Origin of the sequence: Roseovarius atlanticus (assembly GCF_019802205.1) — a bacterium.
Classification (GTDB): Bacteria; Pseudomonadota; Alphaproteobacteria; order Rhodobacterales; family Rhodobacteraceae; genus Roseovarius; species Roseovarius atlanticus_A.
In genome coordinates this window covers 909283-934526 of the sequence record NZ_JAHVHQ010000002.1, presented here as the reverse complement: position 1 = coordinate 934526, position 25244 = coordinate 909283, and the positions used below count along the sequence as shown (strand labels likewise).

Genomic DNA, 25244 nt, shown 5'->3' with positions numbered 1-25244 from the left:
CTCAATGTAACAGCCACCGATCACAAGCGCAGCCGTCAGTTGGGTGGCCCGGTCACGACGCGATGCGCGGCCGCCCGCTGACCTCCACCGTGATGACGGCCTCGAGGAACACGTCACGTCCCTCGGCCTGCGCGGTCTTGATGTCGCGGACAATGCCGGTCTGAAGGTCCTCGGCGCCGGCGGCGAGCGCCGTCCGGCGCGCCTCGGATTTCAACATGTCTATCAGCCGCTCCATGGCCTTTTCCGATTCCACGAAATCTTCCGGCCCGGTTTCCAGGTGCACGCGAAACCGGCCTTCGGCGGGGCTGGTGATGGTGCCCTGTCGCCGGATCGTGACGCGCCCGACCACCGCGCCGATGGCATTGGCGACCCCGGCATGTTCCGGCAGGATCATGTCGCAGCCAAGGCGCGCACCCACTGCCGGGTAATAGTTGCTGGCCGAGGCGCCCAGCCCGATCACCGGCACGTTCAGCCCTGTGTCGAGCCGCACCAGCCCGCGATGCCGGTCCAGCCCTTTCTGCATCAACACATGCCGCGCCAACTGTGCGGCGGGCAGGCCGAAATCATGGTCGTCCTCGGCAAAAGCAGTCTCTAACAAGGCCAGACTCGTCTGGTCGGTCAGTTGATCGACGATCATCTGCGCCATCGCCTCGGGGTCGGGACACAGACGGTTGCCATTGCCGGTACGCTTGCGCCCGACCAGCTGCACGGCCTTGCGCGCGGCCTCGGCATCCCAGGCATCGAGCCGCCCCAGCACGTGGCTGGCATCAGAGGGCGTGACGCCCGCGACCTGCACCAGGCCCCGCGCCACCAGCCGCCGCAGCGCCGCGCTGTCCATCCGGTTGCGCAGCACCGCGCCCAGCGGTTTCACACCCGTGCCGATCCGCTCCAGCAGGGCGGTGTCTTTCGGCCCCAGCCCGTCGGCCTCGACCCCCGGCACGAGGCGCACGAAGCGCCCGTCATGTTCGCCCGGCGTGTCGTTGCGCAGCTGGTCGTCCAGCACGGCATGCAGGGCGGCCGGATCTTCCAGCGCGATCAGGCTGACCGGGATCACCCGGCGCGGGCCGAGCGTGACGCCACCGACCAACCCTTCGTCGATCACGTGCACCTCGCTGTCGCCGCCAAGGCCGGTGGTGCGCATGGCGACCGCCTCGACCATGGTGCGCCACGGCCCGACCTGCGCGCCGGCCGGGTCGATCATGGGGCGGCCATCGCGCAGAACGGCGACATCCGTGGTGGTGCCGCCGATGTCCGACACCAGCGCGTGATCGGCGCCGGTCATCCAGCGCGCCCCGACGATGCTGGCCGCCGGACCGCTGAGAATGGTCTCGATGGGCCGCTCCCGCGCCTGCGCGCTGGAAATGAGCGCCCCATCGCCGCGCACCACCATCAGCGGCGCGTCGATGCCGAAGCGGGTCAGCGTGCCTTCGGCCTTTTCGATCAGCCGGGCGATCATGCCGACCAGGCGTGCGTTCAAGAGCGCGGTCAGCGCCCGCTTGGGCCCGTTCAGCTTGGCCGACAGGTGATGCGAGCAGCTGACCGGCTTGCCCGTCGCGGCGCGGATCATCTCGGCCACGCGCAGCTCATGGCTGGGGTTGCGGGTCGCGAACTGGCTGGCGATGGCGAAGGCGGAGGCGCCCAGATCAGTCTCTAACCATGCCGAAAGCGCGGTTTCATCCAGCGCCGCCGCCTCGCTGCCCGCATGGTTGTGTCCGCCGCCCAGCACCAGGGCCGGATCCCCGGCCAGCGCCTCGGTGAGGCCGTGCATGTCAAGGTCGCGCTCGCGAAAGCCGATATAGACCAGCCCGACGCGCCCGCCCTGCCCCTCGACCAGCGCATTCGTGGCCAGCGTGGTCGACAGCGAGGCAAGCCCGATCTGATCGGGTGTCACGCCGCTTTGGGTCAGCACGGCCTCGATCGCGTCGCCGATGCCGATGGACAGGTCCTGCCGGGTGGTCAGGGCCTTGGCGCTGGCGATAACCTCGCGCTCGTCGCGCACCAGGACGGCGTCGGTATAGGTGCCGCCGGTATCCACGCCCAGAAGTATCGCCATGATGGTCCCTTTCGTCCGGGGTTCGGTTACCGCCAAACCGCGGGCTAATCGCGCCCGTTTGCGGCATGATCGAGCCGCTTTACCGCCCATCGCGCCGCATCGGCCACGGTTGCATCGGGATCGTCGCACAAGCCCTGCGCCACCGGCGCCAGGTCGGGCCGGCCGGAATTTCCGATGGCGTACAGCACATTGCGGACGAAGCGGTCGCGCCCGATCCGCTTGATCGGGCTGCCCGAGAACCGGGCGCGAAAGCCGGCGTCGTCCAGTCGCGCCAGGTCTGCCAGCGGCGGCGCGACCAGATCGTCGCGGGCGTGATAGCGCAGCTCGGTCGCGTCAACCGCGAACTTGTTCCACGGGCAGACGGCAAGGCAATCGTCGCAGCCATAGATCCGGTTGCCCATCCTTTCGCGCAACTCTTCGTCCACCGGCCCCTTGTGCTCGATCGTCAGGTAGGAAATGCAGCGCCGCGCATCCAGCTGGTAGGGCGCCGGAAACGCATCGGTCGGACAGATGTCCAGACAGGCGCGGCAAGAGCCGCAATGATCCTCTTCCGCGGGATCAGTCTCTATTTCGAGCGTGGTGAAGACCGACCCGATGAAGAACCAGCTGCCCATGTGGCGGCTCACGAGGTTGGTGTGCTTGCCCTGCCACCCGAGACCCGCCGCCTCACCCAGGGGTTTTTCCGGGACCGGCGCGGTGTCCACGAACACCTTCACCTCGCCACCCGCTTCGGCGATCAGCCAGCGCGCCAGGCGCTTCAGCCGCTTTTTCACGATGTCGTGGTAGTCGCGGTTGCGGGCATAGACCGAAACGGTGCCGACCGCGGGGTCGTCCAGGGTCGCCATCGGGTCACTTTCGGGTGTATAGCTTTCGCCCAGCATGATCACCGACCGTGCCTCGGGCCACAGCACATCGGGCGCGCCGCGCCAATGCGCCCGGTCGGCCAGCCAATTCATCTGCCCGTGATAGCCCTTGTCCAGAAAGGCCGCCAATCGCTCGGGCACTTGCGGCACATCGCCCGGACGGCACACGCGGCACAGGTCGAAGCCTTCGGCCAAGGCCTGCGCCACCAGTCTCTGTTTCAGCCCATCCATGGCTCTTTCTCTGGCCATAAATATCCTGGGGTGAGGCCGCAGGCCGAGGGGCAAAGCCCCTTAAAAATCAAGATCGGCATAATGGGCCGGCGGCGGGAAACCCGGCACCTGGTCGGCCAGGATGTTGCGGAAGGCCGGGCGCGACTTGATCTTGGCGTACCAGTCCTTGACCACGTCCGAGCGGTTCCAGTCCACGTCGGAGATATAGTCGAGGCTCGACAAGTGCGCCGCGGCGGCGAAATCGGCCAGGGTCATCACGTCGCCGGCCAGCCAGCGGCGGCGGTCCAGCAGCCATGCCATGTAATCGAGGTGGAACTTGATCGCCTTGGCGCCCGCCTTGACGTTGGTGCTGTCGGGAAAGCCCTTGCCCATCACCTTCTTGTTCACACGCTCGTAGAGCAGTTTCGACGTCACCTCGTGGTGGAACTTGTCGTCGAACCACGCCACCAGCCGGCGCACCTCGTAGCGGCCCTCGTGCGCCTTGGGCAGCAGGGCGGGTTCGGGGTGTTTGTCTTCGAGGTACTCGCAGATCGGCGTGCTTTCCGACAGGGTCATGCCGTCCAGCCGTAGCACCGGCACCTTGCCCGCCGGGTTCCGGCGCAGGAAATCGGGGGCGGCTTCCCAGTAGCGTTCCTCGACCAGTTCACATTCGATCCGCTTCTCGGCGAGGCAGAGCCGCACCTTGCGGCAGAAGGGCGAGAGGGGAACGTGATAGAGCTTGGCCATTGGGGGTCCGGTCATCTTGCGAAATCAGTCCTTCAATGCCCTGTAAGCGCGTCCATTTCAATCCTCGAAACACGCCGCGCGCCCGTCACGGCGAATCGTGGCCGCCCCGTCCATGATGCCGGCGGCGCGCCGGCGCGTGGCATCGCCGGGCCGGGACGCAGAGCGGTCCTTGGGATTGGGCAGGACGGCGGCCAGCCGCGCCGCCTGCACGTCGCTCAGCGCGTCGGGGGCGACGTCGAAATAGTGCCGGGCGGCGGCATCGATGCCGAAGATCCCCTCGTCGAACTCCGCCACGTTCAGATAGACCTCGATGATCCGCCGCTTGGACCAGAACAGCTCGACCACCGGGGTCAGCCCGGCCTCGAGCGCCTTGCGGGTCCAGCTGCGCCCGTGCCAGAGATAGACGTTCTTGACCACCTGCTGGCTGAGGGTCGACGCGCCACGCCCGCTGCCGTCTTCCAGCGCGTCGCGGATGGCGTTCATGTCAAAGCCCCAGTGCAGGCAGAAATTGGCGTCCTCTGCCGCCACCAGCGACCGCGCCATCACGGGCGCCACGTCGCCGAGCGGCACCCACCTGTGCCGGATCTCGCCCAGGCGAAAGGCCTCCTGTTTCATGTAGAGCGTGTCGGGCGGCGCGAACCAGCGATGCGCCAGGATCGTGCCGCAGACGATCACCACCACGATCAGGAACACGCGCACCACCCAGACCCGCGCCCACAGGACGGGGGCGGCGATCCGGTCCATCACCGAGGGTCTGGATTTTCTGCTGCTCGTTTTCCTGGCCATCGCTGCCCGCAATTGTGCAAACCGGGGTCCGATGGTCAATCGGCACTTTGTTCCGTCGCACCGTATCCGCACCGGAGGCAAGGCGGACCCGCCCCCGGCCGGATACGATATCAGACCCTATTCCGCCGGAATCGCGCTGTCCTCGATGCCGATCGGATGCTCCAGCTTGCCCAGCATCTCCTTCGGGCAGACCTGGACGAACTTGTCCTTTTCGGCGTCCCAGTATTGCAGGATCTCGCGCGCCCTGAGGCTGCCGGTTTCCTCGGCATGGCGTTCGATCAGCTCCTTCAGCTCGGTGAGCCAGTGCAGTTCGGTCACCGGGCAGGTCACCACGGATTCGCGGTTGATCAGCTTGTCGGTCGCGCCTTCGGGATCATAGAGGAAGGCCATGCCGCCCGTCATGCCCGCGGCAAAGTTCGCGCCGACCGGGCCGAGGATCGCGGCCATGCCGCCGGTCATGTATTCGCAGCCATTGCTGCCGCAACCCTCGATCACCACGTTGGCGCCCGAATTGCGCACGGCAAAGCGTTCACCGGCGCGGCCGGCGGCAAAGAGGTAGCCCGCGGTCGCCCCGTAAAGGACGGTGTTGCCGATGATCGTGTTCTCCGCCGCCTCCAGCGGGCTGACCATGGGCGGGCGCACCACGATGGTCGCGCCCGACAGGCCCTTGCCGACATAGTCGTTGGCATCGCCCGACACCTCGATCTTGAGCCCCGGCGCGGCGAAGGCGCCAAGGCTCTGGCCGGCCGAGCCGGTCAGCTTGACGGTCAGGTGATCGGGTTGCAGCGCGTTGCGCATCCCGAAGTTGCGGACGATATGGCTGCTGACGCGGGTGCCCACGGTGCGGTGCGTGTTCTGCACCGCATAGTGAAGCTGCATCTTCTCGCCATCGTTGAGGAACCGCGCGGCATCGCGCACGATCTCGGCGTCCAGCGTATCGGGCACCTCGTTGCGCGGCTTGTTGCGGTCGTAGGTGATGTGCTGCGCCCCATCCACGGTGATCAGCATCGGGTTGAGGTCGAGGTCATCCAGATGCGCCGAGCCACGGCTGACCTGGGTCAGCAGGTCGGCGCGGCCGATCACGTCATCGAGGCTGCGGGCGCCGATGCTGGCGAGGATCTCGCGCACTTCCTGCGCGTAGAAGGTGATCAGGTTCACCACCTTGTCGGCATTGCCGGTGAACTTTTCACGCAGCGACTCGTCCTGGGTGCACACGCCAACGGGGCAGGTGTTGGACTGGCACTGGCGCACCATGATGCAGCCCATCGCAATCAGGGCGGCGGTGCCGATGCCGTATTCCTCGGCCCCCATCATCGCGGCCATGACGATGTCGCGCCCGGTGCGCAGCCCGCCATCGGTCCGCAGGGTGATGCGGTCGCGCAGGTTGTTCATCGACAGAACCTGGTGCGCCTCGGTCAGCCCCATTTCCCAGGGCAGGCCGGCATATTTGATCGACGTGGCGGGGGACGCGCCCGTGCCGCCATTGTGACCCGAGATCAGGATCACGTCGGCCTTGGCCTTGGCGACACCGGCGGCGATGGTGCCGACGCCGGATTGCGACACCAGCTTGACGCAGACCTTCACGGTCGGGTTGATCTGCTTGAGGTCATAGATCAGCTGCGCCAGGTCCTCGATCGAGTAGATGTCGTGGTGCGGCGGCGGCGAAATCAGCGTCACGCCCTCGGTCGAGTGGCGCAGGCGCGCGATCAGCTTGGTCACCTTCATGCCGGGCAGCTGCCCGCCCTCGCCGGGCTTGGCCCCCTGGGCCACCTTGATTTCAAGCTCTTCGCACTGGTTGAGGTATTCCGCCGTCACGCCAAAGCGCCCGGACGCGACCTGCTTGATCTTGGCGCTGGGGTTGTCGCCGTTGGGTTCGGGTACGAAATGCGCCGGATCCTCGCCGCCCTCGCCACTGTCGGAGCGTGCGCCGATGCGGTTCATGGCGACGTTCAGGGTCTTGTGCGCCTCGGGGGAAAGCGCCCCCAGCGACATGCCCGGCGTCACGAACCGCTTGCGGATCGCGGTGACGCTTTCCACCTCTTCCAGCGGCACGGCGTTGCCCATGGGCTTGATCGCCATCAGGTCGCGCAGGTGAATCGGCGGGTTGGCCTGCATCGCCTGGCTGTAGCGTTTCCACAGCTCGAAGCTGGCCTTGTTGCAGGCCATCTGCATCATGTGCATGGTCTGCGCGCCCCAGGCGTGGGTCTCGCCCGATTTGCGCGACTTGTAGAAGCCGCCGATGGGCAGCACGTTCTTGCCGCCACGGAAGGCGGTGGCGTGGATTTCCTCCAGCTTGGCCTGGATGCCGCTGATGCCGATGCCCGAGATACGGCTGGTCAGGCCCGGGAAATACTCGGCGCACATGGCACGGCTCAGGCCCACGGCCTCGAAATTCAGGCCGCCGCGATAGGACGAGATGACGCTGATGCCCATCTTCGACATGATCTTCAGCAGGCCCTGGTCGATGGCAAGGCGATAGCGCGCCACGGCCTCGGTCAGGGAACAATCCAGCAGGCCGCGCTCGATCCGGTCGGCCAGGCTGTCCTCGGCGAGATAGGCGTTGACCACGGTCGCGCCCGCGCCGATCAGGACGGCAAAGTAATGCGGGTCGATGCATTCGGCGGAGCGCACGTTGAGGCTGGTGAAGGTGCGCAGGCCCTTGCGCGTCAGATGGCTGTGCACGGCGCTGGTGGCCAGGATCATCGGCATGGCGATGCGCGTCTCGGAAACGCCCTGGTCGGTCAGCACGATATGCCCCGAGCCAGAGCGCACCGCGTCCTCGGCCTCGGCCCGGATGCGCTCCAGCCCGGCCTTGAGTGCGCCCTTGCCGGATTCGAACGTGCAGTCGATCTCGCACACATCGGCGTTCAGGCAGCCCAGCATGGCCTGCCATTGCGCGTTGCCGACAAAGGGGCTTTCCAGCACCATGATCTCGGTCTGGGCGCTCGACTCGTCCAGCACGTTCTTGAGGTTGCCGAACCGCGTCTTCAGGCTCATGACGCGGAATTCGCGCAGGCTGTCGATCGGCGGGTTGGTCACCTGGCTGAAGTTCTGGCGGAAATAGTGACTGAGCGGGCGGTATTTCTTGGACAGGACCGCGCTGGGCGTGTCGTCGCCCATGCTGGCCACGACCTCCTTGCCGTCCTCGGCCATGGGGGCGAGAACCTGTTCCAGCTCTTCCACGGAGTAACCGGCGGCGATCTGGCGGCGGCGCAGGTCGGTGCCCGAACATGTCGCCGTCTCGGTCACGCCGGCCAATTGCTCGTCGAGGTCGGTGATCTTGCCCACCCACTCGTCGAAGGGCAGGGCGCGCGCCAGTTTGTCCTTGATCTCGGTGTCGTGGTAAAGCAGCCCCTTCTGGGTGTCGACGGCCAGCATCTGGCCCGGGCCCAGCGCGCCTTTTTCGCGCACGGTCGCCTCGTCGATCGGGACCATCCCGGCCTCGGACCCGGCGATGACAAGGCCGTCGCCCGTCACGACATAGCGCATCGGGCGCAAACCGTTCCGGTCGAGCCCGGCACAGACCCAGCGGCCATCGGTCATGGCCAGGGCGGCGGGGCCGTCCCACGGCTCCATCACCGAGTTGCAGTAGGAATACATGTCGCGCCACGCGACGGGCAGTTCCTCGGCCTGCTTCGACCAGCTTTCTGGCACCAGCATCGTCTTCGCCATCGGGGCAGAGCGCCCGGCGCGCACCAGAACCTCGAAAACAGAGTCTAACGCGGCGGAATCCGACGATCCTTGCGCGATGATCGGCTTGATATCCTCGGCCATCTCGCCAAAGGATTGCGAGGCCATGCGGATCTCGTGGCTCTTCATCCAGTTGGTGTTGCCCTTCAGCGTGTTGATCTCGCCGTTATGGGCCAGCATCCGGAAGGGTTGCGCCAGCCACCATTGCGGGAAGGTGTTGGTGGAATAGCGCTGGTGATAGATGGCGAAGTTCGACTTGAACCGTTCGTCCTTGAGGTCGGGATAGAATTCCGCGACCTGCTCGGCCAGCATCATGCCCTTGTAGATGATGCTGCGGCAGCTGAGCGACGCGATATAGAGCTGGCCCACGCCCGCGGCGGCGGCAGCTTTCTCGATCCGGCGACGGATGACGTAAAGCTCGCGCTCGAAATCCTCTTCGTCGATTCCCTTGGCGTTGGAAATCAGGATCTGCTCGATCTCGGGGCGGGTGGCGTTGGCCTTTTCGCCCAGCACGGAGATGTCCACCGGCACGTGGCGCCAGCCATAGATGTAATGGCCCATGCGCAGCACTTCGGTTTCCACGATGGTCCGGCAGGTTTCCTGCGCACCGAAATCCGTGCGCGGCAGGAACACCTGGCCCACCGCCAGCAACTGGTTCTCGCGCGGCTCGTGGCCGGTGCGTTGCACCTGATCATAGAAGAACGGCACGGGGATCTGGATGTGGATGCCCGCGCCGTCGCCGGTCTTGCCGTCGGCATCGACGGCGCCCCGGTGCCAGATCGCCTTGAGCGCGTCGATCCCGGCCTCGACCACCTTGCGGCTGGCCTTGCCGTTGACCGACACCACCAGGCCCACGCCGCAGGAGGAATGCTCTTCCTCTTCGGAATACATGCCGTTCTCGGCCATCCACTTGCGCTTTTGCTCTTCGCGCGAGGCCCAGTTTGCATCGATTTTCGTCATCACAATACCCTTTCAGTGGGTGCGGGCATGGCCCGGAAAACAGTCTCTAAGCAGGCGGAAAACGCTTATTCCGCCGCCACCGCCGTTGCGCCGGCGTCCATTTCTTCGAGGATTGCCGCAGCCGCGTCGCGCCCGTCGCGGATCGCCCAGACCACCAGGCTCGCGCCGCGCACGATGTCGCCCACGGCATAGACGCCCGGCAGGGACGTCTTGCCGCTGGTGAACTCGGCGCGGATGGTGCCCCAGCGGGTCACGGTCAGCTCGTCCTGACCCCACAGCGTCGGCAGTTCCTCGGCCTCGAAGCCCAGCGCCTTGATCACCAGATCGGCGGGCTCGTCGTAATCCGCGCCCTCGATCTCTTCGGGGCTTTGCCGGCCCGTCGCGTCGGGCGAGCCAAGGCGCATCTTCTGAACCTTGACGGAGGTCACCGGATCGCCGTGGAAAGCCTTGGGGGCGGAAAGCCACTCGAATTCCACGCCTTCTTCCTCGGCGTTCATCACCTCGCGCTGCGAGCCGGGCATGTTGGCCCTGTCGCGGCGATAGAGACACTTCACCGAGGTGGCGCCCTGGCGGATCGCGGTGCGCACGCAGTCCATCGCGGTGTCGCCGCCGCCGATCACGACGACGCGCTTGCCCTCGGCATTCAGCTCGCCGCTCTCGAACTCGGGCACGTCGTCGCCAAAGCTCTTGCGGTTCGAGGCGGTGAGGTAATCGATGGCGCGCACGATGCCGGCGGCCCCGGCGCCGGGGCCGGGCAGTTCGCGGCTCTTGTAGACGCCCGTCGCAATGAGGACGGCGGTATGTTTTTGCCGGATCTCGTCAAAGCTGATGTCGGTGCCCACGTCACAGTTCAGCACGAACTCGACGCCGCCTTTTTCCAGCTGGTCGTTGCGGCGCATGACCACGTGCTTTTCCAGCTTGAAGCCGGGGATGCCATAGGTCAGCAGCCCGCCCGCGCGGTCGTAGCGGTCATAGACCGTGACCTGCACGCCGGCATTGCGCAGCACGTCCGCGGCAGCCAGCCCGCCGGGGCCCGCGCCGATGATGCCGACGCTTTCCTCGCGCTCTTGGCTAGGTGCGATAGGCTGCACCCAGCCTTCCTCCCAGGCGGTGTCGGTGATGTATTTCTCGACCGCGCCGATGGTGACGGTGCCGTGGCCCGATTTCTCGATCACGCAATTGCCTTCGCACAGGCGGTCCTGCGGGCAGATGCGACCACAGATCTCGGGGAAGGTATTGGTGGCCTGGCTGACCTCGTAGGCCTCCTGCAACCGGCCTTCGGCGGTCAGGCGCAGCCAGTCGGGGATGTTGTTGTGCAGCGGGCAATGGTTCTGGCAATAGGGCACGCCGCACTGGCTGCACCGGCCGGACTGCTCTTTCGCCTTCTCGTCGGCGTATTCCGCATAGATCTCGTTGAAATCTTCCCGCCGCGCATCAGCGGTGCGCTTGGTGGGCATGTCCCGCTCGACGGACACGAATTTCAGCATCGGTGTTTTTGCCACGATTCTCTCCAAAGATCGCCTCGGTCTACATGGTCTAGTGCAAGGTCGCGATAAAATAAAGTCAGCACAGTTGACCTATATTCCATTATTTTTACCTTCCGGCCCAGCTCGCGTCAAGTTTGATCAAAAACTTAGGTCCGAACCGGACTTAAATGCGCGCTTTCCTCTGATCCACTTTGCAGTATAGCTAAGAAAAAAAGACGAAGCAGAGCAGATGCCGCTTTTCCACCTCATCCTTGTGGCCGTGATCCAGGGGATCACCGAGTTCCTGCCGGTGTCGTCCTCGGGCCACCTCATTCTATTGCCGGGCCTGACCGGACTGGACGATCAGGGACAGGCGATCGACGTGGCCGTGCATGTCGGCACTCTGTTCGCCGTGATCCTGTATTTCTGGTCCGACGTGAAGCTGGCGCTGTCGGGTCTGCCCCGCGCCGTCACGGGGCGGATCGACACGGAAGGGTCCAAGCTGGCCTTCCTGCTGATCGTGTCGTCGATCCCCGTGGTGGCTTTTGGCGTGCTCTTGAAAATGACGGGATTGGACGACGACATGCGGTCGATCGCCGTGATCGGCTGGACGATGCTGGTCTTCGGCATCGTGCTCTACTGGTCCGACCAGGCCGGCGAGGCGACGCGCGAGGCGCGCGACTGGTCGTTACGCGACGCCATGGTGATGGGCGTCTGGCAGGCCATCGCGCTGATCCCCGGCACGTCGCGATCAGGGATAACGATCACCGGCGCGCGGTTCATGGGCTATGGCCGGTCCGACGCGGCACGGCTGTCGATGCTGATGTCGATCCCCGTGATCATCGAAAGCGGCGTGTTCCTGGGGGCAGAGGCGGTCTACACCGCCAATATCGGGCTGATCCGGGACAGCGCCATCGCCGCCGCGTTCGCCTTCGTGTCGGCGCTGCTGGCGCTGACCCTGATGATGCGGCTCCTGCGCAGCGTGTCGTTTACGCCTTACGTGATCTACCGGATCGTCCTTGGCGTCGTGCTGCTGGGCGTGGCCTATTCGTAATCCGGCACGGCGCTGTAGCGCTCGGGGATGAACAGCGCATAGGTCAGGAACCCCCAGTAATCGTCCCAGGCGGGATCCGTCACGCTGACCGTGACGGTGGAAAAGTGCCGCCCCGTCACCGTGTTGATCCCGAAGTAAAGCGCCGTGCCGCGCCACTTCTCGGCCATCTCGGGAGAGGCGCACCACAGGTGCAACGTGTCGCCCAGCGGCAGATCCAGCGACAGGAGCACATGCCCCTTGCGCGCCATGGCTTTCTCGATCGCGCGAACATGACCGCCGAATCCGTGGCGGAAGGCGCGCCACTGATCCGCCGTCGGCCCGGAGTCAGGGTCTACCTCACCCGGAAACAGGCGCATCACATCCTTGCGCGGATCGCCCGCGAAATCGGCCAGCCCCTGCTGTTCCAGCACCAGCGGCATCTCGAAAATGTACTTGTCCTCGATCCCAATCAGATGCCCCTGCGCGTCGAGCAGGCTGATGATCCCGCGCAGCGTGCGCTCGGGCGCCGGGGCGTCTTCGAGGCCGTAAAAGCCGATGGTTTCCAGCGTCGTGGGCGGCGTTTCGATCAGCGTGCGGGCGGTGGACATGACCTGCGGGTCATTGCCCGAGACATCCCGCGCGAAATCGAGGAACAATTGCGCCTGCTGTTCCGGGATCGGTTGCGCCGCGGCCGCGAGCGCGGAGGACACAAGCAGGAGCGCCGCCCATATCGCGCGGCGGATCATCCCTGGCGCAGGTTGCGCGCCGATTCCTTGATGTCCGAATACTGGCCCGACGGACGGAACCGCCACAGGTAATCGGACAGCACCGCCTCCATCGCCGTGGGATGGATGCCCAGCGCATCGAGGCCCTTTGCGCCCTCCGACACCACGTTGTCGCGCTTCAGGCTGTCGACCTGATCGCGCGTGATCTGTGCCGGGATCAGGCCGCCGCTGAGAAATTCCACGCCGTCCATCACGATGCCCATGGGCCGCGCCAGCGCGAAGGGGATGTTCACGATCAGGCGGCGGCGGCGAATGACACCCAGCATCTGCTGCATCAGTTCGCGGAACGTGTGCACATCCGGCCCGCCCAGCTCATAGATGCCGGGCGCGGCGTCGCCGGTGGCGCCCATCACCGCGGCCTCGGCGACGTTGTCGACATAGACCGGCTGAAACCTCGTGCCGCCGCCGACCACGGGCAGAACGGGCGAAAACCGCGTCATGCCGGCGAAGCGGTTAAAGAAGTTGTCCTCGGCTCCGAAGATGACCGAGGGGCGCAGGATCACGGCCTCGGGCATATGCTCCAGCACGGCCTCTTCGCCTTTGGCCTTGGACTGACCGTAAAGGCTGGGCCCGTCAGCGTCGGCGCCGATGGCCGAGATCTGGACCATCCGGCCCACGCCCATTTCCGACGCCATCTTCGCCACGCGGCGCGCGCCCTCGACCTGGATGGCGTCAAAGTTGTTCTTGCCGCGCCGGTCGAACGTGCCGACGCAGTTGATCACCGCGTCCGCGCCGCGCATCACCGAGCGCACGCTGTCATCGTCGCGAAGGTTGCAGGCGACCGGCGCGACCTGTCCCACCACGCCATAGGGCTTGACGAAGATCGCCTCGTGCGGGCGGCGGACCGCGACCCGCACGCGCCAGCCCTTCTGCGCCATCCGCCGCGCGATGTACCGCCCGACAAACCCCGATCCGCCGTATATGGTGACAAGCCTGGACATGGTTGGTGCTCCCGTCTGCGCCTTTGGGTTCCATTCTACTAGACGTGATGGTGGAAATCGACAAGGCGAATTGACCAATGCGAATTATCCGCACGAATCCACGTTGACACGCCCCCGCCAGATGTCTAAATGCGCCTCCACGACACCTGCCCAGGTGGCGGAATTGGTAGACGCGCTAGCTTCAGGTGCTAGTGTCCGTATGGACGTGGAGGTTCGAGTCCTCTCCTGGGCACCATTCGTCAGACCCCGACTTGCAGGAATGCCTTGTCTCTTCGGGGTTTTCGACGGCGACACTCCCGAAATCTGAACCGGCAGACGCGAAACCGCGACCCATTTTGCAGGGGCGTGCTATGATGCGCTCCGTCCTTCTGTCGGAGTACGTCTCATGAAATGTCGCACCCTTCTGGCCTTCGTGCTCGGTGCCCTGCTGCCAATTGCGGGAGTCGCCTGTGAACCACCGGCAATTTTCCACGTCCCCTACGAGCCGCGCCCGGGTACGGCGGCGCCGGACGAGATCGCCGGGTACGTCGCCCGCACGAAACCCGTGATCCGCAACGCGTCGCTGGCGCGCGGGGCGCCGGGCGAGTCGTCGCTCTGCGGGGGAATGGGCTATATCAGTGTCGAACTGGCGCTGCCGCCGGGCGCGCCCTTCACGCTGGGCCAGATCGGGGCGGAGGTGACGCTGGCCGAGGGCCGGTTCCACGATTTCGTGTTTCCGAAAGGGCCGGTCATGCCCGACGACGCGGCCGCCGACACGCTGACCGTTGGCAACGCGTGGTATGACGGACAGCCATCCGAGCAGCAGAGGATCGACGCCGTGTTCAACGCGGTGCTTGTCGCGCCGGACGGCACACGCGGCCCGGCCACGCGGATCGTGGTGAAATCCGTCCCCAAACGGGGCGGGCGGGATCCCGGCCTGTCGCGCTGAGGCGTTACACGCGAAAACGCCCGCCGAAGGGGGCGGGCGCCTGATACTTTCGGCCGGCCTCAGCCGTAGGCCGATTCCTTGCCGAAATGCTTGGTCAGCATGTAATAGATCACCGCGCGGTACTTGTTGCGCTCGGACTTGCCGTAGGTCTCGATGCACTGGTTGATCGCATCCATCAGTTGCGGCCCGTCGGACAGACCCAGCTTCTTGACCAGGAAATTGTCCTTCACCGTTTCCAGCTCGTGGTCCTGGCCGGCCGCCACGGTCGCGGCGTCGGCATCGTAGATCGCCGGCCCGCAGCCGATCGTGACCTTGGTCAACAGGTCCATGTCCGGGGTCATCCCGCATTTCGTTTTCAAATCGTCAGCATATTTCGCGATCAATTCGTCACGGCGTCCCATAAAGTCTTCTCCCACCTGTCCCGGCGTGCCACCGGGGCGTGTTTTCAGTTCCGGCGTGAAAGCCACGGGCAGGATAGCCACAGACGGACACCCGACAAAGGGAATTCTCGCCGGCATTCCCCGGAACGGCCCGGCGCGGCACCCGATGCGGATACGCAAAAGGCGCCCTCCGAAGGAGAGCGCCCAGCGCCTGCGTACCGATGCAGGAGTACGATTTACATCGCGGTGTCGAGCGGCACGTCGTCTTCCAGACCTTCCACGCCGGTCTCGTCGAACTCGGGCTGTGCCTTCAGCTCTTCCTCGGTCCACGAGCTCAGCATCATGCCTTCGCCTTCGGGGGCCATCGAGAACTCTTCCAGCGGGATGGCGACGGTGTATTCGCCCAGGCCAAGGAAGCCACCGATGCCGATCACGGCAGCAAGGCTTTCACCCTGGCGCACGATGTAGTCGATCTCGCCGACGTCTTCACCGGCTTGGGTGGTCACGTTCTGGCCAAGGATGTCGCCGACCAGCATGCCGCTGAAGCTGCTGTCCATGCCGCCTTCGGTGCTGGTGACCGCGTTACCGTCGTCGGCACCCATCTCGGTGTCGGCTTCGGTGTCGGCCGCCATGTTGTCGGACGACTCGGTCTCGGCGTTGGTTTCAGTGTCCGCGGCAACGTCGCTGTCGGTCATGTCGTCAGCGGCTTCGTCGGTCGACTCGGCCACGTCATCGGCTGCGTCCTCGGTCGCGTCGGCTGCGCCTTCGGCCATGTCCTCGGCACCTTCGGCCGCGTCTTCTGCCGTGTTTTCAACGGCCTGTGCCGAATCTTCGGCAGCGTCTTCGACAGCTTCGCCGGTGTTCTCGGCGCTCTGTTCCAGCTGCTCCGACGTGTCCTGGGTTTCCGCCTCAACCGACTGCTCGGTGGTCAGCGTGCCTTCGGCATCCGTATCGGATTGGGCGATGGCTGCGCCGGTCATCAGGGCAATGGCGGCAACAGAAGTGGTCAGGGTCTTATACATTGGATCTTCCTCCTTTGCGTTATGTCGCCTCAACATCGCCCGGACGAAGATAGTTCCCGCCGGAATCGAAAATGCCGCCCGGCGGGATGCGGGGCGGCATTTTTTTGCCGAAAAAGGCGGGTAGGGCCCTGAATAATGGGGGTTTCCGCGAAACCCCGTCCGATTTCAGTAGCGGTAATGTTCCGGCTTGTAGGGGCCTTCGGGCGAGACGCCGATATAATCGGCCTGTTCTTTCGCCAGCTGGGTCAGCTTCACGCCGATCCGGTCCAGGTGCAGGCGGGCGACCTTTTCATCCAGGTGCTTGGGCAGGATGTAAACCTTGTTCTCGTACTCGCCGCCATTCTTCCACAGCTCGATCTGCGCCAGGACCTGGTTGGTAAAGCTGGCCGACATCACGAAGGACGGGTGGCCGGTGGCATTGCCGAGGTTCAGCAGGCGGCCCTCGGACAGCAGGATGATGCGGTTGCCCGAGGGCATCTCGATCATGTCCACCTGTTCCTTGATGTTGGTCCACTTGTGGTTCTTCAGGCTGGCGACCTGGATCTCGTTGTCGAAGTGGCCGATATTTCCGACGATCGCCATGTCCTTCATCTCGCGCATGTGCTCGATGCGGATCACGTCCTTGTTGCCGGTGGTGGTCACGAAGATGTCGGCGGTCTTCACCACATCCTCCAGCGTGGTCACCTGGAAGCCGTCCATCGCGGCCTGCAGCGCGCAAATGGGGTCAACCTCGGTCACGATCACCCGCGCGCCGGCACCTTTCAGCGATGCGGCAGAGCCCTTGCCCACGTCGCCATAGCCCATCACGACGGCGACCTTGCCGGCCATCATCGTGTCGGTGGCGCGGCGGATGCCGTCGACGAGCGATTCCTTGCAGCCGTACTTGTTGTCGAATTTCGACTTGGTGACGCTGTCATTCACGTTGATCGCGGGGAAGGGCAGCTGCCCGTCTCGCACCAGTTGATAGAGGCGGTTGACCCCGGTGGTGGTTTCCTCGCTGACGCCCTTGATCTGGTCGCGGATCTTTGTGAACCAGCCGGGGGACGCCTCCATCCGTTTCTTGATCTGCGCCTTGATGACCTCTTCCTCTTCCGAGGTCGGCGTCGGGATCACGTCCTCGCCCGCCTCGGCCCGCGCGCCCAGCAGCACGTAGAGCGTGGCGTCGCCGCCATCGTCGAGGATCATGTTCGGCCCGTCCTCGAACAGGAACGACTTGTCCAGGTAATCCCAGTGCTCTGCCAGCGTCTGGCCCTTGATCGCGAAGACCGGCGTGCCGCCCTCGGCAATCGCCGCCGCGGCGTGGTCCTGGGTGGAAAAGATGTTGCACGAGGCCCAGCGCACATCGGCGCCCAGTTCCACCAGCGTCTCGATCAGAACGGCGGTCTGGATCGTCATGTGCAGGCTGCCGACGATGCGCGCGCCCTTCAGCGGCTTCTGCGCTCCGTATTCCTCGCGCAGGGCCATCAGGCCCGGCATCTCGGTTTCCGCGATATCCAGTTCCTTGCGCCCGAAGGCGGCAAGGCTGATGTCCTTGACCACGTAGTCTTTTGCCATCTCGACGATCCTTGCATTCCAATGTTGCAAGGCAGATAGCACCCGGCCCGCACATGGGCAATCCACAGTCACGCCGATCGCGCCCCGGGTTGACACCAATTCGACGAAAACCCGATCTAGCTTGCCGATCCGAGGACCGGCGCGCCGGGCTCTTTCTGGTGCCAGTCGGTACCCGATGCCACGATACAGGTCATGCCGTCGGGCATTGTCATCATCACGGTGAACGTTCCGGAGTTCTGCGACGACCATATCTCGACCAGCGCCTGCGTGTCGTCGTCGGTCTGCAGTCCGGCGGCGGTGGGCTGCTCGTCGTAGTGGGCGGCAAGCCGCTCTACCACCGTTTCGCGGTCCGCACATTGCGCGGCGATGGCCGGTGCGCCGATGACGATTGCGCCCGATGCTGCCCAGACCGCTGTCAGTTGCCTGATCATCTCAAGCTCCTTTCACAGGTTTATCAAAGGCAGGCCGCAGCAGACCCGGCACGCCTCGTTTTTTGTCGCGGTCACGTCGATGCGGGGCGGCGCTCGATTGTTATTATTGCCTCAAAAGCCCGGCATCGTTGGCAGCAGTGATGCGATGCGGTCAACGTGCGGCGCAAATGTGGCATTTCTGTGGCAATGCCCCTGCCAGCGAGGCTTTGCAATTCGGCCGGCCCGGGCCTAAACCATGAAAAAACGCCCTTGTAACGGAGCCCGCCGTGCCACCTCCCCGTGCCTGGCAAAAGATGCTGTCCGGTCGCCGGCTTGACCTGCTGGACCCGACGCCCGTCGACATCGAGATCGAGGATATCGCCCATGGCCTTGCCTTCGTGGCGCGGTGGAACGGGCAGACCGACGGCGATTTCGCCTATTCGGTGGCCGAGCATTCCCTGCTCGTGGAAAGGCTCTATTCCCGCCTGATTCCGCGCCCCGAGCCGAAATGGCAACTGGCCGCGCTGCTACATGACGCGCCGGAATACGTGATCGGCGACATGATCTCGCCGGTGAAGAACGCGGTCGGCCCGGCCTATGACGAGCTGGACAAGCGGCTGGCGGCGGCGGTGCATCTGCGCTTTGGCCTGCCCGCCGCGATCCCGACGCCGGTCAAGAAGATGATCAAGAAGGCCGACAGGATCAGCGCCTGGATGGAGGCCACCACCATCGCCGGCTTTACCAACGCCGAGGCGACGCGTTTCTTCGGCACGCCCCCGGCAGACATCATCGACGGCCTGCGCATCGTGCTGCGCCCCCCGATGGAGGCCCGCGCCGACTATACCGCCCGCCACGCCGAGCTGATGCGCCTGACCGAGTGATCCATGTCACACGGATGAGCGCGCGCTGTCCTCAGGTCAGTCAAGGCGGGATGCGAGGCGCGCGATTGTCCGCACCTGCGCACCGCCCTTCTCCGGGACAATCGGTCTAGGACAAATCGGCAGCCTTGCGATGCGAGGTGTTCTGCTCGTAGGCGTAGGCCTGTTGGATCAGCTCCGGTTCACTCCACTTCTGGCCGAGGAAAATCAACTCGAAGGGCGCGCCCGATTTGTAATAGCCCGCGGGCACCGTGACGGCTGGCACGCCAGCGATGTTCAGTTCGCCGACGGTCGTTTCCCGGATGGCATCACCTGAATGAAGCTCTGGAAGTTCTTCGATCATCTGAGGATAGACCAGACCGTCCAGATCATGCCGATCGAACACTTCTTTCAGAAGGTCGAGATACCGTCTCTTCAGTTCCACGAATTGTGGCATCGCCGGCGGCGTTCCTGGCGATTTGATCGCCTCGACAAAATCAGGCAACTCGTGAAGATACCCCAGGATGGTCCCCTTGCTTGTGACCTCCTCGATATGGGTTGCCTCGGCGAATTCATCCCACGTCTTGACAGCCGCACTCTCGCCAAGGCGCTTGAGGTAGCAGGTCATGTCATAGGCAATGGATTCCAGACCGCGCCCGTCAAAGAACGGTGTGCCCGGTGTGACCTGGCGATAGGACGCAAAGTCGGTCCCGGCAAAAGGGTCCTCGACAAGGATCGCGCCTGCCGCTTCCAGTTCGCCCTTTGCCCGCTCGTAGAGTTCCGCAGCCTCGGAGGAAAGCTTGTTCGGACGCCACCCTGGTCCATAGAGACCAAGACGTTTGCCCTTGAGACCGTCCTTGGAAAGATTGGCCGCGTATCCTTCAGACGGGATCTTGTCCACGCAGGCCAGGGTCTTTGGATCTTCTGTCGTATAGCCGGCCAGAACGTCCAGACCATGGGCCGCATCTTCGACCGTACGGGCAATCGGCCCGACCACGTCGCGATTGCCTGACAGCGGAACGACGCCGGCGTTCGGCACCAGGCCGATGGTGGGTTTGATCCCCACCAGCCCTTGCGCCGATGCAGGGTTTTGAATGGAGCCGCCGGTTTCCTCGGCCAATCCTATCACCGCCATATGGCTGGCGACGGCCGCTGCGGTACCAGCGCTCGATCCGCCCGGGGCACGTTCACGATGGGCAGGATTGATCGTCGGGCCCGCCCAGCTGTCGTTCGCGTGCGTTCCGGTCCAACTTAGAATCGGCACGTTGGTTTTTCCCAGAATGATCGCGTCAGCGGCGCGCATGCGCGCGACCACGGGGCTGTCGCGTTCAGGCATCAGATCGATGCCGCCAAATTTGGAGTTCAGTCGTTTCCAGCCTGCAGTCGTCGGGAACCCTTTCATATCCATCGGGTCCTTGACCACGATCGGAACGCCGGCCAGAGGACCAACAGGCTCACCGGCGGCAATACGGCGGTCGACGTCTCGGGCGGCTTCAAGCGCCGCCTCATCATTCTCGAAAATAATCGCATTGAATATCGGGTTCATGGCCTTGACCTGCGCAAGAGCGGCTTCCGTCAGTGCCTCGGCTGAAATTTTTCCGGTCGATAAACCATCGCGAATTTCGCGAACCGTAATCGTTCCTAAATCCGGTATTTGAGTCATTGCGATCTCCTCCCTCGTTTGTCAGACCGTCATGTGCTTTCGCACCAGATCATCGGTCAGTTCGCTTGTTTCGCCCTCTGCAACGATCCGGCCCTTTTCCATCATCGCGAAACGATGGGAGACCTCTCGCGCAAAGCGCACGTTCTGCTCGACCAGGATCACGGTCAGACCGAAGTCCCGGTTGAGCTTGAAAATCACTTGTTCGATTTCCTCGACGATGGACGGCTGAATGCCTTCATTGGGCTCATCGAGCAGCAAGAGCTTGGGGTGGGCCGCCAATGCGCGTGCAATCGCGAGCTGCTGCTGCTGTCCACCAGACAACAACCCGCCAGAGCGATCCATGTTGTCCCGCAGATACGGAAAAAGCTCTGTTACGATTTCAGGGATTTCGGGCTTGCCGTCCTGGCGGGCAAAGCCTCCCATCAGGATGTTCTCCCTGACGGTGAAATCGGGAATGATCTCGCGGCCCTGCGGGACATAGGCAACCCCGGACCGGGCCCTCAGGTGAGGCTCGCTCGACGCGATGTCCTTGCCTTGCAGGACAATAGAACCCGTCACCCTGTCGGTGAGCCCCATCAGGGTCTTGAGCAATGTCGTCTTGCCGACCCCGTTTCTTCCGAGGATGGACGTCACCTCGCCCGGCGCAACATCCAGCGACACGCCGTGCAGGACATGAGAGCGGCCATAAAAACTGTTCAGATCCTTGATCGATAGCATCACGAAATCCCCGCTGATCCCAGATAGGCCGCCCGGACTTCTTCATTGTTTTCAATGTCTGAAACCGATCCCTCGGCAATGACTTTGCCAAGGTGGAGCACTGTTATGATTTCGGCGATCTCCCGAACAAAACTCATGTCATGTTCGATCACCAGTAGAGTGTGATCGCCCCGCAGGTTCTTGATGATGTCCGCGGTCTTTTGGGTTTCGTCCGCGGTCATACCGGCTGTCGGTTCGTCAAGAAGGACCACCTTCGGATCCTGCGCGACCAGGATCCCCAATTCCAACCACTGCGTTTCCCCGTGGCTCAAATGCGCCGCTGTCCGGTGCTGAACACCTGTCAGGCCGATTTGCTCGATGATCTCGGAAACGCGGCGCTTGTCGCTGTCTGACATTCCGAACCGCAAGTTCTGGAAGACGGACTGGCCGTGACACCGCGCAACTTCGATGTTCTGGCGTACCGACAGGTCGCGGAACACGCTCGGTATCTGGAACTTGCGCCCGATCCCGGCATTGGCGATCTTGTGCTCCTGCCAATTGGTCACGTCCTGGCCAAAGACCCGAACGCTTCCCTTCACGCAGGGGATGCGACCGGAAACCATGTCCATCAGGGTGGTTTTCCCGGCTCCGTTGGCGCCGAGCAGAACCCTGAGCTCTCCATCCGAGACGGTCATCTTGACGTCATCCACTGCGATGAAAGCGCCAAATCTGGCGGTAAGCCCGTCCAGGGCCAGTGCATCAGCCATCTTGTCGTAGCTCCTGTTTGGAAGAGGTCGTGACCAGGGCTGAAGACGCGTCCCGTTTCGGTTGTCCGGTCTTGGCGAGCCTGTCCACAAGGTCATGGGCAAGCCCTCCGAGACCTCTTGGGAGGAACAACACGACAAGCACGAAGATCAGTCCGATGATCGCTTTCCAGGCTTCGACAAGAGCTTCGATTTCGCTCACTTGCGCTTCGATGAAGTTGATCAGGATCGCGCCGATACAGGCCCCAAGCAGCGATGAGCGACCGCCGACAGCGGCCCAGACCACCATGGTCACCGAGAACGAAAGGTCCATGAACGTGGGGGATGCGAACTCGGACACCAGAACAAATAGCATCCCGGCATAGCCAGCGATTGCAGCTGACACGACGAAGAAGAAGGTCTGATAGAGCGGAACATCGAAACCGAGATGGCGCGCACGCTGCTGGTCGTCGCGAATTGCCTGGAGGATGAGGCTGGCGCGCGTATCGGCCAGGAGCCGCCCGATGATCAGCACGAGCGACAGTGACGCCGCAACCAGATAGTACATTTCGCGACTATAGGGATCTATCTCGTAGCCAAAGACGGTGAAGAAACCGAGATCCGTCAGCCCGTTGAACCCGTTGGTCACGGGTTGGGCGTCAATCACGATCAGACGCACCAGAAGCACCAGGGCAAGCGTGATGATCGAAATGAACACGCCGGAAATCCGGTTTCTGAAGACGATGGTGCCAAGCAGTCCTGCCACAATGACCGGAACCACGATGCCCATGGCCACACCAAACCACTGTGCTTGAAATGGAATCCAGAGATAAGAGCCCGGTGTGATGCAGCAAAGTTCAATCGGGGCATTCGGCTCGGCGTTCCAAAGCATGAAGTCCGGAATTGGCTTGTCAGACCCTTGCTGCAAACTCGTGTAGCTCATCAACTTGAGTGACATCGCCATCATGTAGGCACCAAGGCCGAAGAAGAGCCCCTGCCCGAGGCTCAACACGCCTGCGTAGCCCCAGGTCAGCGCAATCGAAAGCCCAAGCATGCCATAGACAAGATACTTCGACGCGCGGTTCAGACCGAAGTCGTCCATGAACAGCGGGACCAGGAAAAGGGAGATGATGAAGAGGCCGTATGCGCCCAACTGAAAACTGCGTCGCGTATCCATCTCAGCGTCCCTTGAATGAGAAGAGGCCATTGGGCCTGAGAATGATGACGGCGATCACGACCGCAAAGACGACTGCCCGGGCAATGATGTCATTGCTGAAAAGCGCCACCATAGCATTGATCTCTCCAAGCAGACCCGAAGACATGATCGTGCCGAACATGCTGCCGATCCCACCCGTTACGACCACCATGAAACCATCGACCACGAGGGTGTTGCCCATATCCGGAAAGACCGTCTTGAAGCCGGACATCATGACCCCGGCGACGCCGGCAAGGCCGGATCCCAGTGCAAACGTGAGCGCGTTCGTGCGCTTGACGTCGATGCCACACGCCGAGGCCATCTGCGGGTTCCGAATGATTGCGCGCACCTTGACCCCGAAAGAGGTCCGGTAGAGCGTTACCCAGGTGAGAAATGCGAGAATGATCGTTACACCGATAATGAAGACCCGATAGGCGTTCAGATCGGCGCCTGCAAATCTGACGGTTCCCTGCAGCATCGAGGGTACAGAGACGTTCTGAAGGCCGGGTCCAAGACCTTCGATCTTTATTCCGAAGAAGGAGAGTCCGAATTCAAGGCGAATGGCCTGCTGGAGGAGGATGGAGATGCCCCATGTGGCAAGCAACGTATCCAGCAATCGCCCATAGAGGCGGCGGACGACAAGCCGCTCGATCACGAGACCGATCAGGGCGGTCAGGACGAAGGCTATGGGAATTGCAAACAGGAAGTTCAGATCCAACCAGATCTGGGTCATGACGGTGACATAAGCCCCGATCATGACCATATCGCCGTGAGCCATGTTAATGACTCCCATGGCTCCATAGGTAATCGCCAGTCCAAGCGCGATCAAAAGCAAGATCGAACTAAGGCTCAGGCCAATAAATAATACTTCCGTCATTCGGTAATCCCCAACATCCGCCAAGCCGTGACGCCATGTCCGCTTTGAACACGGCGTCACGTCTCCAGGTCGCTGTCGTCTAGAGTTTGGTTTGGTCCAGTCCCTTCGGTGAGCAGAAAAGATTGTCTGCAGTCTCACCGTAGGCGGAATATGGAAGTGGCTTAACGTTGCCGTCGGAGGCCGCAATGATCTTGCTTTGTCCGTCTTCCTGCCATTGACCGATACGCGGTGTCAGCGCCGCATGAAGGTTGTCGGCATCGATGGTGACGCGACCACCTGGTGCATCATAGGCCTGTCCACCGAGATTCTCGCGGACAGCGTCGATATCCAGGCTTCCGGCTGCCTCGACTGCCTGTTTCCAGATAAACACCTGGAAGTAGGCCGCTTCGAGAGAGTGATAGGTCACCACGTTAGGGTCGTTCACTTTCTTGCGGAATTTCTCGATAAACGCGCGGTTCGCATCCGTGTCGATCGATTGGAAATACGGCACGGACGTGTAGCTGCCTGCGGCAAACTCGGGCCCCATCGCCTGGATTTCAATCTCGCCGGTCACGGTTGCACAAATCGGAATATCTTCCTGCGAGATACCCTGGTTCTTGAACTCGCGGTAGAAGGCGATGATCGAGTCACCGACGACGTTGGATACAACGGCGTCACAGCCCGAATCCTTGATCTTCTTGACCATGGCCGCCCACTCGGAGTGACCAAGCTCCAGGTACTCGTCAGCCACCCACTCGGCGCCATTGTCCTCGAGCAGCTTCTTGGTGACCTTCGCCATCTCCTTGGGATAGACGTAGTTCGAGCCGACGATGAAGATCTTCTTGCGGCCATGCTCATTCACGAGCCATGGGATCAGATTGCCCAATTGCTGGTTTGGAACGGCACCTGAGTAGAGCACGTTGCGTGAGCATTCGAACCCTTCATAGTGAGTTTGATAATAAAGCATCGCGTTGCGACGCTCGAAAATCGGCAGAACAGCCTTGCGGCTGGCAGATGTGTGACAGCCAAAGATGTTCGAGATCTTGTCGCGGACAATCAGCTTCGAGGCTTTTTCGTTGAAGGTCTTGGGGTCAGAAGCGCCGTCCTCGACAACCACTTCCACCTGCTGACCGAGGACACCGCCTGCAGCATTGATGTCGTCGACTGCGAGCTCGACAGCGTTGGCCAGAAGTTTTTCAACGACTGACAAGCCTCCGGTTTGCGAGTAGAGCGCGCCAACCTTGATCGTATCTGCGGCAAGCGCCCTTCCGACGAATGCCGGGGATGCCAGCAACGCGGAACCGGCGGCGGCGGTTTTCAATAAGTCTCTTCTGTTCATCGTCATAGAATGACCCTCCATTGTTGAACGAGGACGCAGTCCAGTTGCGTGTGAACGCGCGTGCATC

21 protein-coding genes and 1 tRNA gene are annotated in these 25244 nt (G+C 63.1%); 4 read left to right on the top strand and 18 right to left on the bottom strand.

Translation table 11 applies throughout. From position 1 onward, the window contains the following. Positions 1-52: 52 nt before the first annotated feature. The 6 genes from KUV49_RS04725 to KUV49_RS04700 form a co-directional block, all read right to left on the bottom strand. Positions 53-2053, bottom strand: coding sequence for a hydantoinase/oxoprolinase N-terminal domain-containing protein (locus tag KUV49_RS04725; RefSeq protein ID WP_222451842.1), 2001 nt, complete (start codon positions 2051-2053; stop codon positions 53-55). A 44-nt stretch (positions 2054-2097) separates the two neighbouring features. Further along, positions 2098-3147: a tRNA epoxyqueuosine(34) reductase QueG gene (gene queG, locus KUV49_RS04720; protein WP_222452079.1), complete on the bottom strand. Its 1050-nt coding sequence runs from the start codon at positions 3145-3147 to the stop codon at positions 2098-2100. A gap of 60 nt (positions 3148-3207) precedes the next feature. Then, entirely contained in the window at positions 3208-3873 is a 666-nt protein-coding gene (locus KUV49_RS04715) for a glutathione S-transferase family protein (protein WP_222452078.1), read from the bottom strand. 57 nt (positions 3874-3930) lie between these two features. Then, positions 3931-4659 (bottom strand): monofunctional biosynthetic peptidoglycan transglycosylase, encoded by a 729-nt coding sequence (gene mtgA / locus KUV49_RS04710; RefSeq protein WP_222451841.1) that lies wholly within the window; start codon positions 4657-4659, stop codon positions 3931-3933. Between the two features lie 117 nt (positions 4660-4776). Further along, on the bottom strand, positions 4777-9309 hold the full coding sequence (gene gltB, locus KUV49_RS04705; protein WP_222451840.1) for a glutamate synthase large subunit: 4533 nt from the start codon (positions 9307-9309) through the stop codon (positions 4777-4779). A gap of 65 nt (positions 9310-9374) precedes the next feature. Further along, the gene (locus KUV49_RS04700; protein WP_222451839.1) at positions 9375-10811 is read right to left on the bottom strand and encodes an NAD(P)-dependent oxidoreductase; all 1437 of its coding nucleotides are present in this window, start codon (positions 10809-10811) and stop codon (positions 9375-9377) included. 214 nt (positions 10812-11025) lie between these two features. Here KUV49_RS04700 and KUV49_RS04695 point away from each other — a divergent pair, with 214 nt between their 5' ends. Then, positions 11026-11829 carry an undecaprenyl-diphosphate phosphatase gene (locus KUV49_RS04695; RefSeq protein WP_222451838.1) on the top strand — a complete coding sequence of 268 codons (804 nt, stop codon included), beginning with the start codon at positions 11026-11028 and terminating at the stop codon, positions 11827-11829. Here KUV49_RS04695 and KUV49_RS04690 read toward each other — a convergent pair. Continuing rightward, entirely contained in the window at positions 11820-12554 is a 735-nt protein-coding gene (locus tag KUV49_RS04690) for a hypothetical protein (protein ID WP_222451837.1), read from the bottom strand. The genes KUV49_RS04695 and KUV49_RS04690 overlap by 10 nt on opposite strands. After that, the gene (locus KUV49_RS04685; protein ID WP_222451836.1) at positions 12551-13534 is read right to left on the bottom strand and encodes a complex I NDUFA9 subunit family protein; all 984 of its coding nucleotides are present in this window, start codon (positions 13532-13534) and stop codon (positions 12551-12553) included. Before KUV49_RS04685 ends, KUV49_RS04690 begins: the two co-directional genes overlap by 4 nt. Positions 13535-13682: 148 nt before the next feature. Between KUV49_RS04685 and KUV49_RS04680 the strand changes: the two genes are divergently transcribed. After that, positions 13683-13769, top strand: a tRNA-Leu gene (locus KUV49_RS04680). Between the two features lie 150 nt (positions 13770-13919). After that, complete coding sequence (locus KUV49_RS04675; protein WP_222451835.1) at positions 13920-14462, top strand: hypothetical protein; 543 nt, start codon at positions 13920-13922, stop codon at positions 14460-14462. A 59-nt stretch (positions 14463-14521) separates the two neighbouring features. Here the strand turns inward: KUV49_RS04675 and KUV49_RS04670 are convergent, their stop codons facing one another. From KUV49_RS04670 to KUV49_RS04655, 4 genes are all read right to left on the bottom strand, one after another. Next, the gene (locus tag KUV49_RS04670; RefSeq protein ID WP_222452077.1) at positions 14522-14863 is read right to left on the bottom strand and encodes a DUF2853 family protein; all 342 of its coding nucleotides are present in this window, start codon (positions 14861-14863) and stop codon (positions 14522-14524) included. 215 nt (positions 14864-15078) lie between these two features. After that, positions 15079-15864, bottom strand: coding sequence for a PRC-barrel domain-containing protein (locus tag KUV49_RS04665; RefSeq protein ID WP_222451834.1), 786 nt, complete (start codon positions 15862-15864; stop codon positions 15079-15081). 165 nt (positions 15865-16029) lie between these two features. Then, positions 16030-17418 (bottom strand): adenosylhomocysteinase, encoded by a 1389-nt coding sequence (gene ahcY, locus KUV49_RS04660; protein WP_222451833.1) that lies wholly within the window; start codon positions 17416-17418, stop codon positions 16030-16032. Between the two features lie 116 nt (positions 17419-17534). Next, entirely contained in the window at positions 17535-17849 is a 315-nt protein-coding gene (locus tag KUV49_RS04655; RefSeq protein ID WP_222451832.1) for a hypothetical protein, read from the bottom strand. A gap of 293 nt (positions 17850-18142) precedes the next feature. Here KUV49_RS04655 and KUV49_RS04650 point away from each other — a divergent pair, with 293 nt between their 5' ends. Next, positions 18143-18709 (top strand): HD domain-containing protein, encoded by a 567-nt coding sequence (locus KUV49_RS04650; protein WP_222452076.1) that lies wholly within the window; start codon positions 18143-18145, stop codon positions 18707-18709. Positions 18710-18815: 106 nt separating this feature from the next. On the opposite strand, the gene KUV49_RS04645 is transcribed toward KUV49_RS04650, so the two are convergent. From KUV49_RS04645 to KUV49_RS04620, 6 genes are all read right to left on the bottom strand, one after another. Beyond that, positions 18816-20348: an amidase gene (locus KUV49_RS04645; protein WP_222451831.1), complete on the bottom strand. Its 1533-nt coding sequence runs from the start codon at positions 20346-20348 to the stop codon at positions 18816-18818. A gap of 21 nt (positions 20349-20369) precedes the next feature. Next, positions 20370-21065 carry an urea ABC transporter ATP-binding subunit UrtE gene (gene urtE / locus KUV49_RS04640; RefSeq protein ID WP_222451830.1) on the bottom strand — a complete coding sequence of 232 codons (696 nt, stop codon included), beginning with the start codon at positions 21063-21065 and terminating at the stop codon, positions 20370-20372. Continuing rightward, on the bottom strand, positions 21065-21811 hold the full coding sequence (gene urtD, locus KUV49_RS04635; protein ID WP_222451829.1) for an urea ABC transporter ATP-binding protein UrtD: 747 nt from the start codon (positions 21809-21811) through the stop codon (positions 21065-21067). Before urtD ends, urtE begins: the two co-directional genes overlap by 1 nt. Then, complete coding sequence (urtC, locus tag KUV49_RS04630; protein ID WP_222451828.1) at positions 21804-22964, bottom strand: urea ABC transporter permease subunit UrtC; 1161 nt, start codon at positions 22962-22964, stop codon at positions 21804-21806. The genes urtD and urtC overlap by 8 nt, the downstream gene beginning before the upstream one ends. Before the next feature lies 1 nt (position 22965). After that, positions 22966-23859 carry an urea ABC transporter permease subunit UrtB gene (gene urtB / locus KUV49_RS04625; RefSeq protein ID WP_222451827.1) on the bottom strand — a complete coding sequence of 298 codons (894 nt, stop codon included), beginning with the start codon at positions 23857-23859 and terminating at the stop codon, positions 22966-22968. Positions 23860-23938: 79 nt separating this feature from the next. Next, entirely contained in the window at positions 23939-25183 is a 1245-nt protein-coding gene (locus KUV49_RS04620) for a transporter substrate-binding domain-containing protein (RefSeq protein ID WP_222451826.1), read from the bottom strand. Positions 25184-25244: the final 61 nt, after the last annotated feature.

Bases quoted from the DNA above. Each gene is read 5' to 3' on its own strand.
- KUV49_RS04725 (WP_222451842.1), bottom strand. From the start codon at position 2,053: ATGGCGATACTTCTGGGCGTGGATACCGGCGGCACCTATACCGACGCC.
- queG (WP_222452079.1), bottom strand. From the start codon at position 3,147: ATGGATGGGCTGAAACAGAGACTGGTGGCGCAGGCCTTGGCCGAAGGC.
- KUV49_RS04715 (WP_222452078.1), bottom strand. From the start codon at position 3,873: ATGGCCAAGCTCTATCACGTTCCCCTCTCGCCCTTCTGCCGCAAGGTG.
- mtgA (WP_222451841.1), bottom strand. From the start codon at position 4,659: ATGGCCAGGAAAACGAGCAGCAGAAAATCCAGACCCTCGGTGATGGAC.
- gltB (WP_222451840.1), bottom strand. From the start codon at position 9,309: ATGACGAAAATCGATGCAAACTGGGCCTCGCGCGAAGAGCAAAAGCGC.
- KUV49_RS04695 (WP_222451838.1), top strand. From the start codon at position 11,026: ATGCCGCTTTTCCACCTCATCCTTGTGGCCGTGATCCAGGGGATCACC.
- KUV49_RS04690 (WP_222451837.1), bottom strand. From the start codon at position 12,554: ATGATCCGCCGCGCGATATGGGCGGCGCTCCTGCTTGTGTCCTCCGCG.
- KUV49_RS04685 (WP_222451836.1), bottom strand. From the start codon at position 13,534: ATGTCCAGGCTTGTCACCATATACGGCGGATCGGGGTTTGTCGGGCGG.
- KUV49_RS04675 (WP_222451835.1), top strand. From the start codon at position 13,920: ATGAAATGTCGCACCCTTCTGGCCTTCGTGCTCGGTGCCCTGCTGCCA.
- KUV49_RS04670 (WP_222452077.1), bottom strand. From the start codon at position 14,863: ATGGGACGCCGTGACGAATTGATCGCGAAATATGCTGACGATTTGAAA.
- KUV49_RS04665 (WP_222451834.1), bottom strand. From the start codon at position 15,864: ATGTATAAGACCCTGACCACTTCTGTTGCCGCCATTGCCCTGATGACC.
- ahcY (WP_222451833.1), bottom strand. From the start codon at position 17,418: ATGGCAAAAGACTACGTGGTCAAGGACATCAGCCTTGCCGCCTTCGGG.
- KUV49_RS04655 (WP_222451832.1), bottom strand. From the start codon at position 17,849: ATGATCAGGCAACTGACAGCGGTCTGGGCAGCATCGGGCGCAATCGTC.
- KUV49_RS04650 (WP_222452076.1), top strand. From the start codon at position 18,143: ATGCTGTCCGGTCGCCGGCTTGACCTGCTGGACCCGACGCCCGTCGAC.
- KUV49_RS04645 (WP_222451831.1), bottom strand. From the start codon at position 20,348: ATGACTCAAATACCGGATTTAGGAACGATTACGGTTCGCGAAATTCGC.
- urtE (WP_222451830.1), bottom strand. From the start codon at position 21,065: ATGCTATCGATCAAGGATCTGAACAGTTTTTATGGCCGCTCTCATGTC.
- urtD (WP_222451829.1), bottom strand. From the start codon at position 21,811: ATGGCTGATGCACTGGCCCTGGACGGGCTTACCGCCAGATTTGGCGCT.
- urtC (WP_222451828.1), bottom strand. From the start codon at position 22,964: ATGGATACGCGACGCAGTTTTCAGTTGGGCGCATACGGCCTCTTCATC.
- urtB (WP_222451827.1), bottom strand. From the start codon at position 23,859: ATGACGGAAGTATTATTTATTGGCCTGAGCCTTAGTTCGATCTTGCTT.
- KUV49_RS04620 (WP_222451826.1), bottom strand. From the start codon at position 25,183: ATGACGATGAACAGAAGAGACTTATTGAAAACCGCCGCCGCCGGTTCC.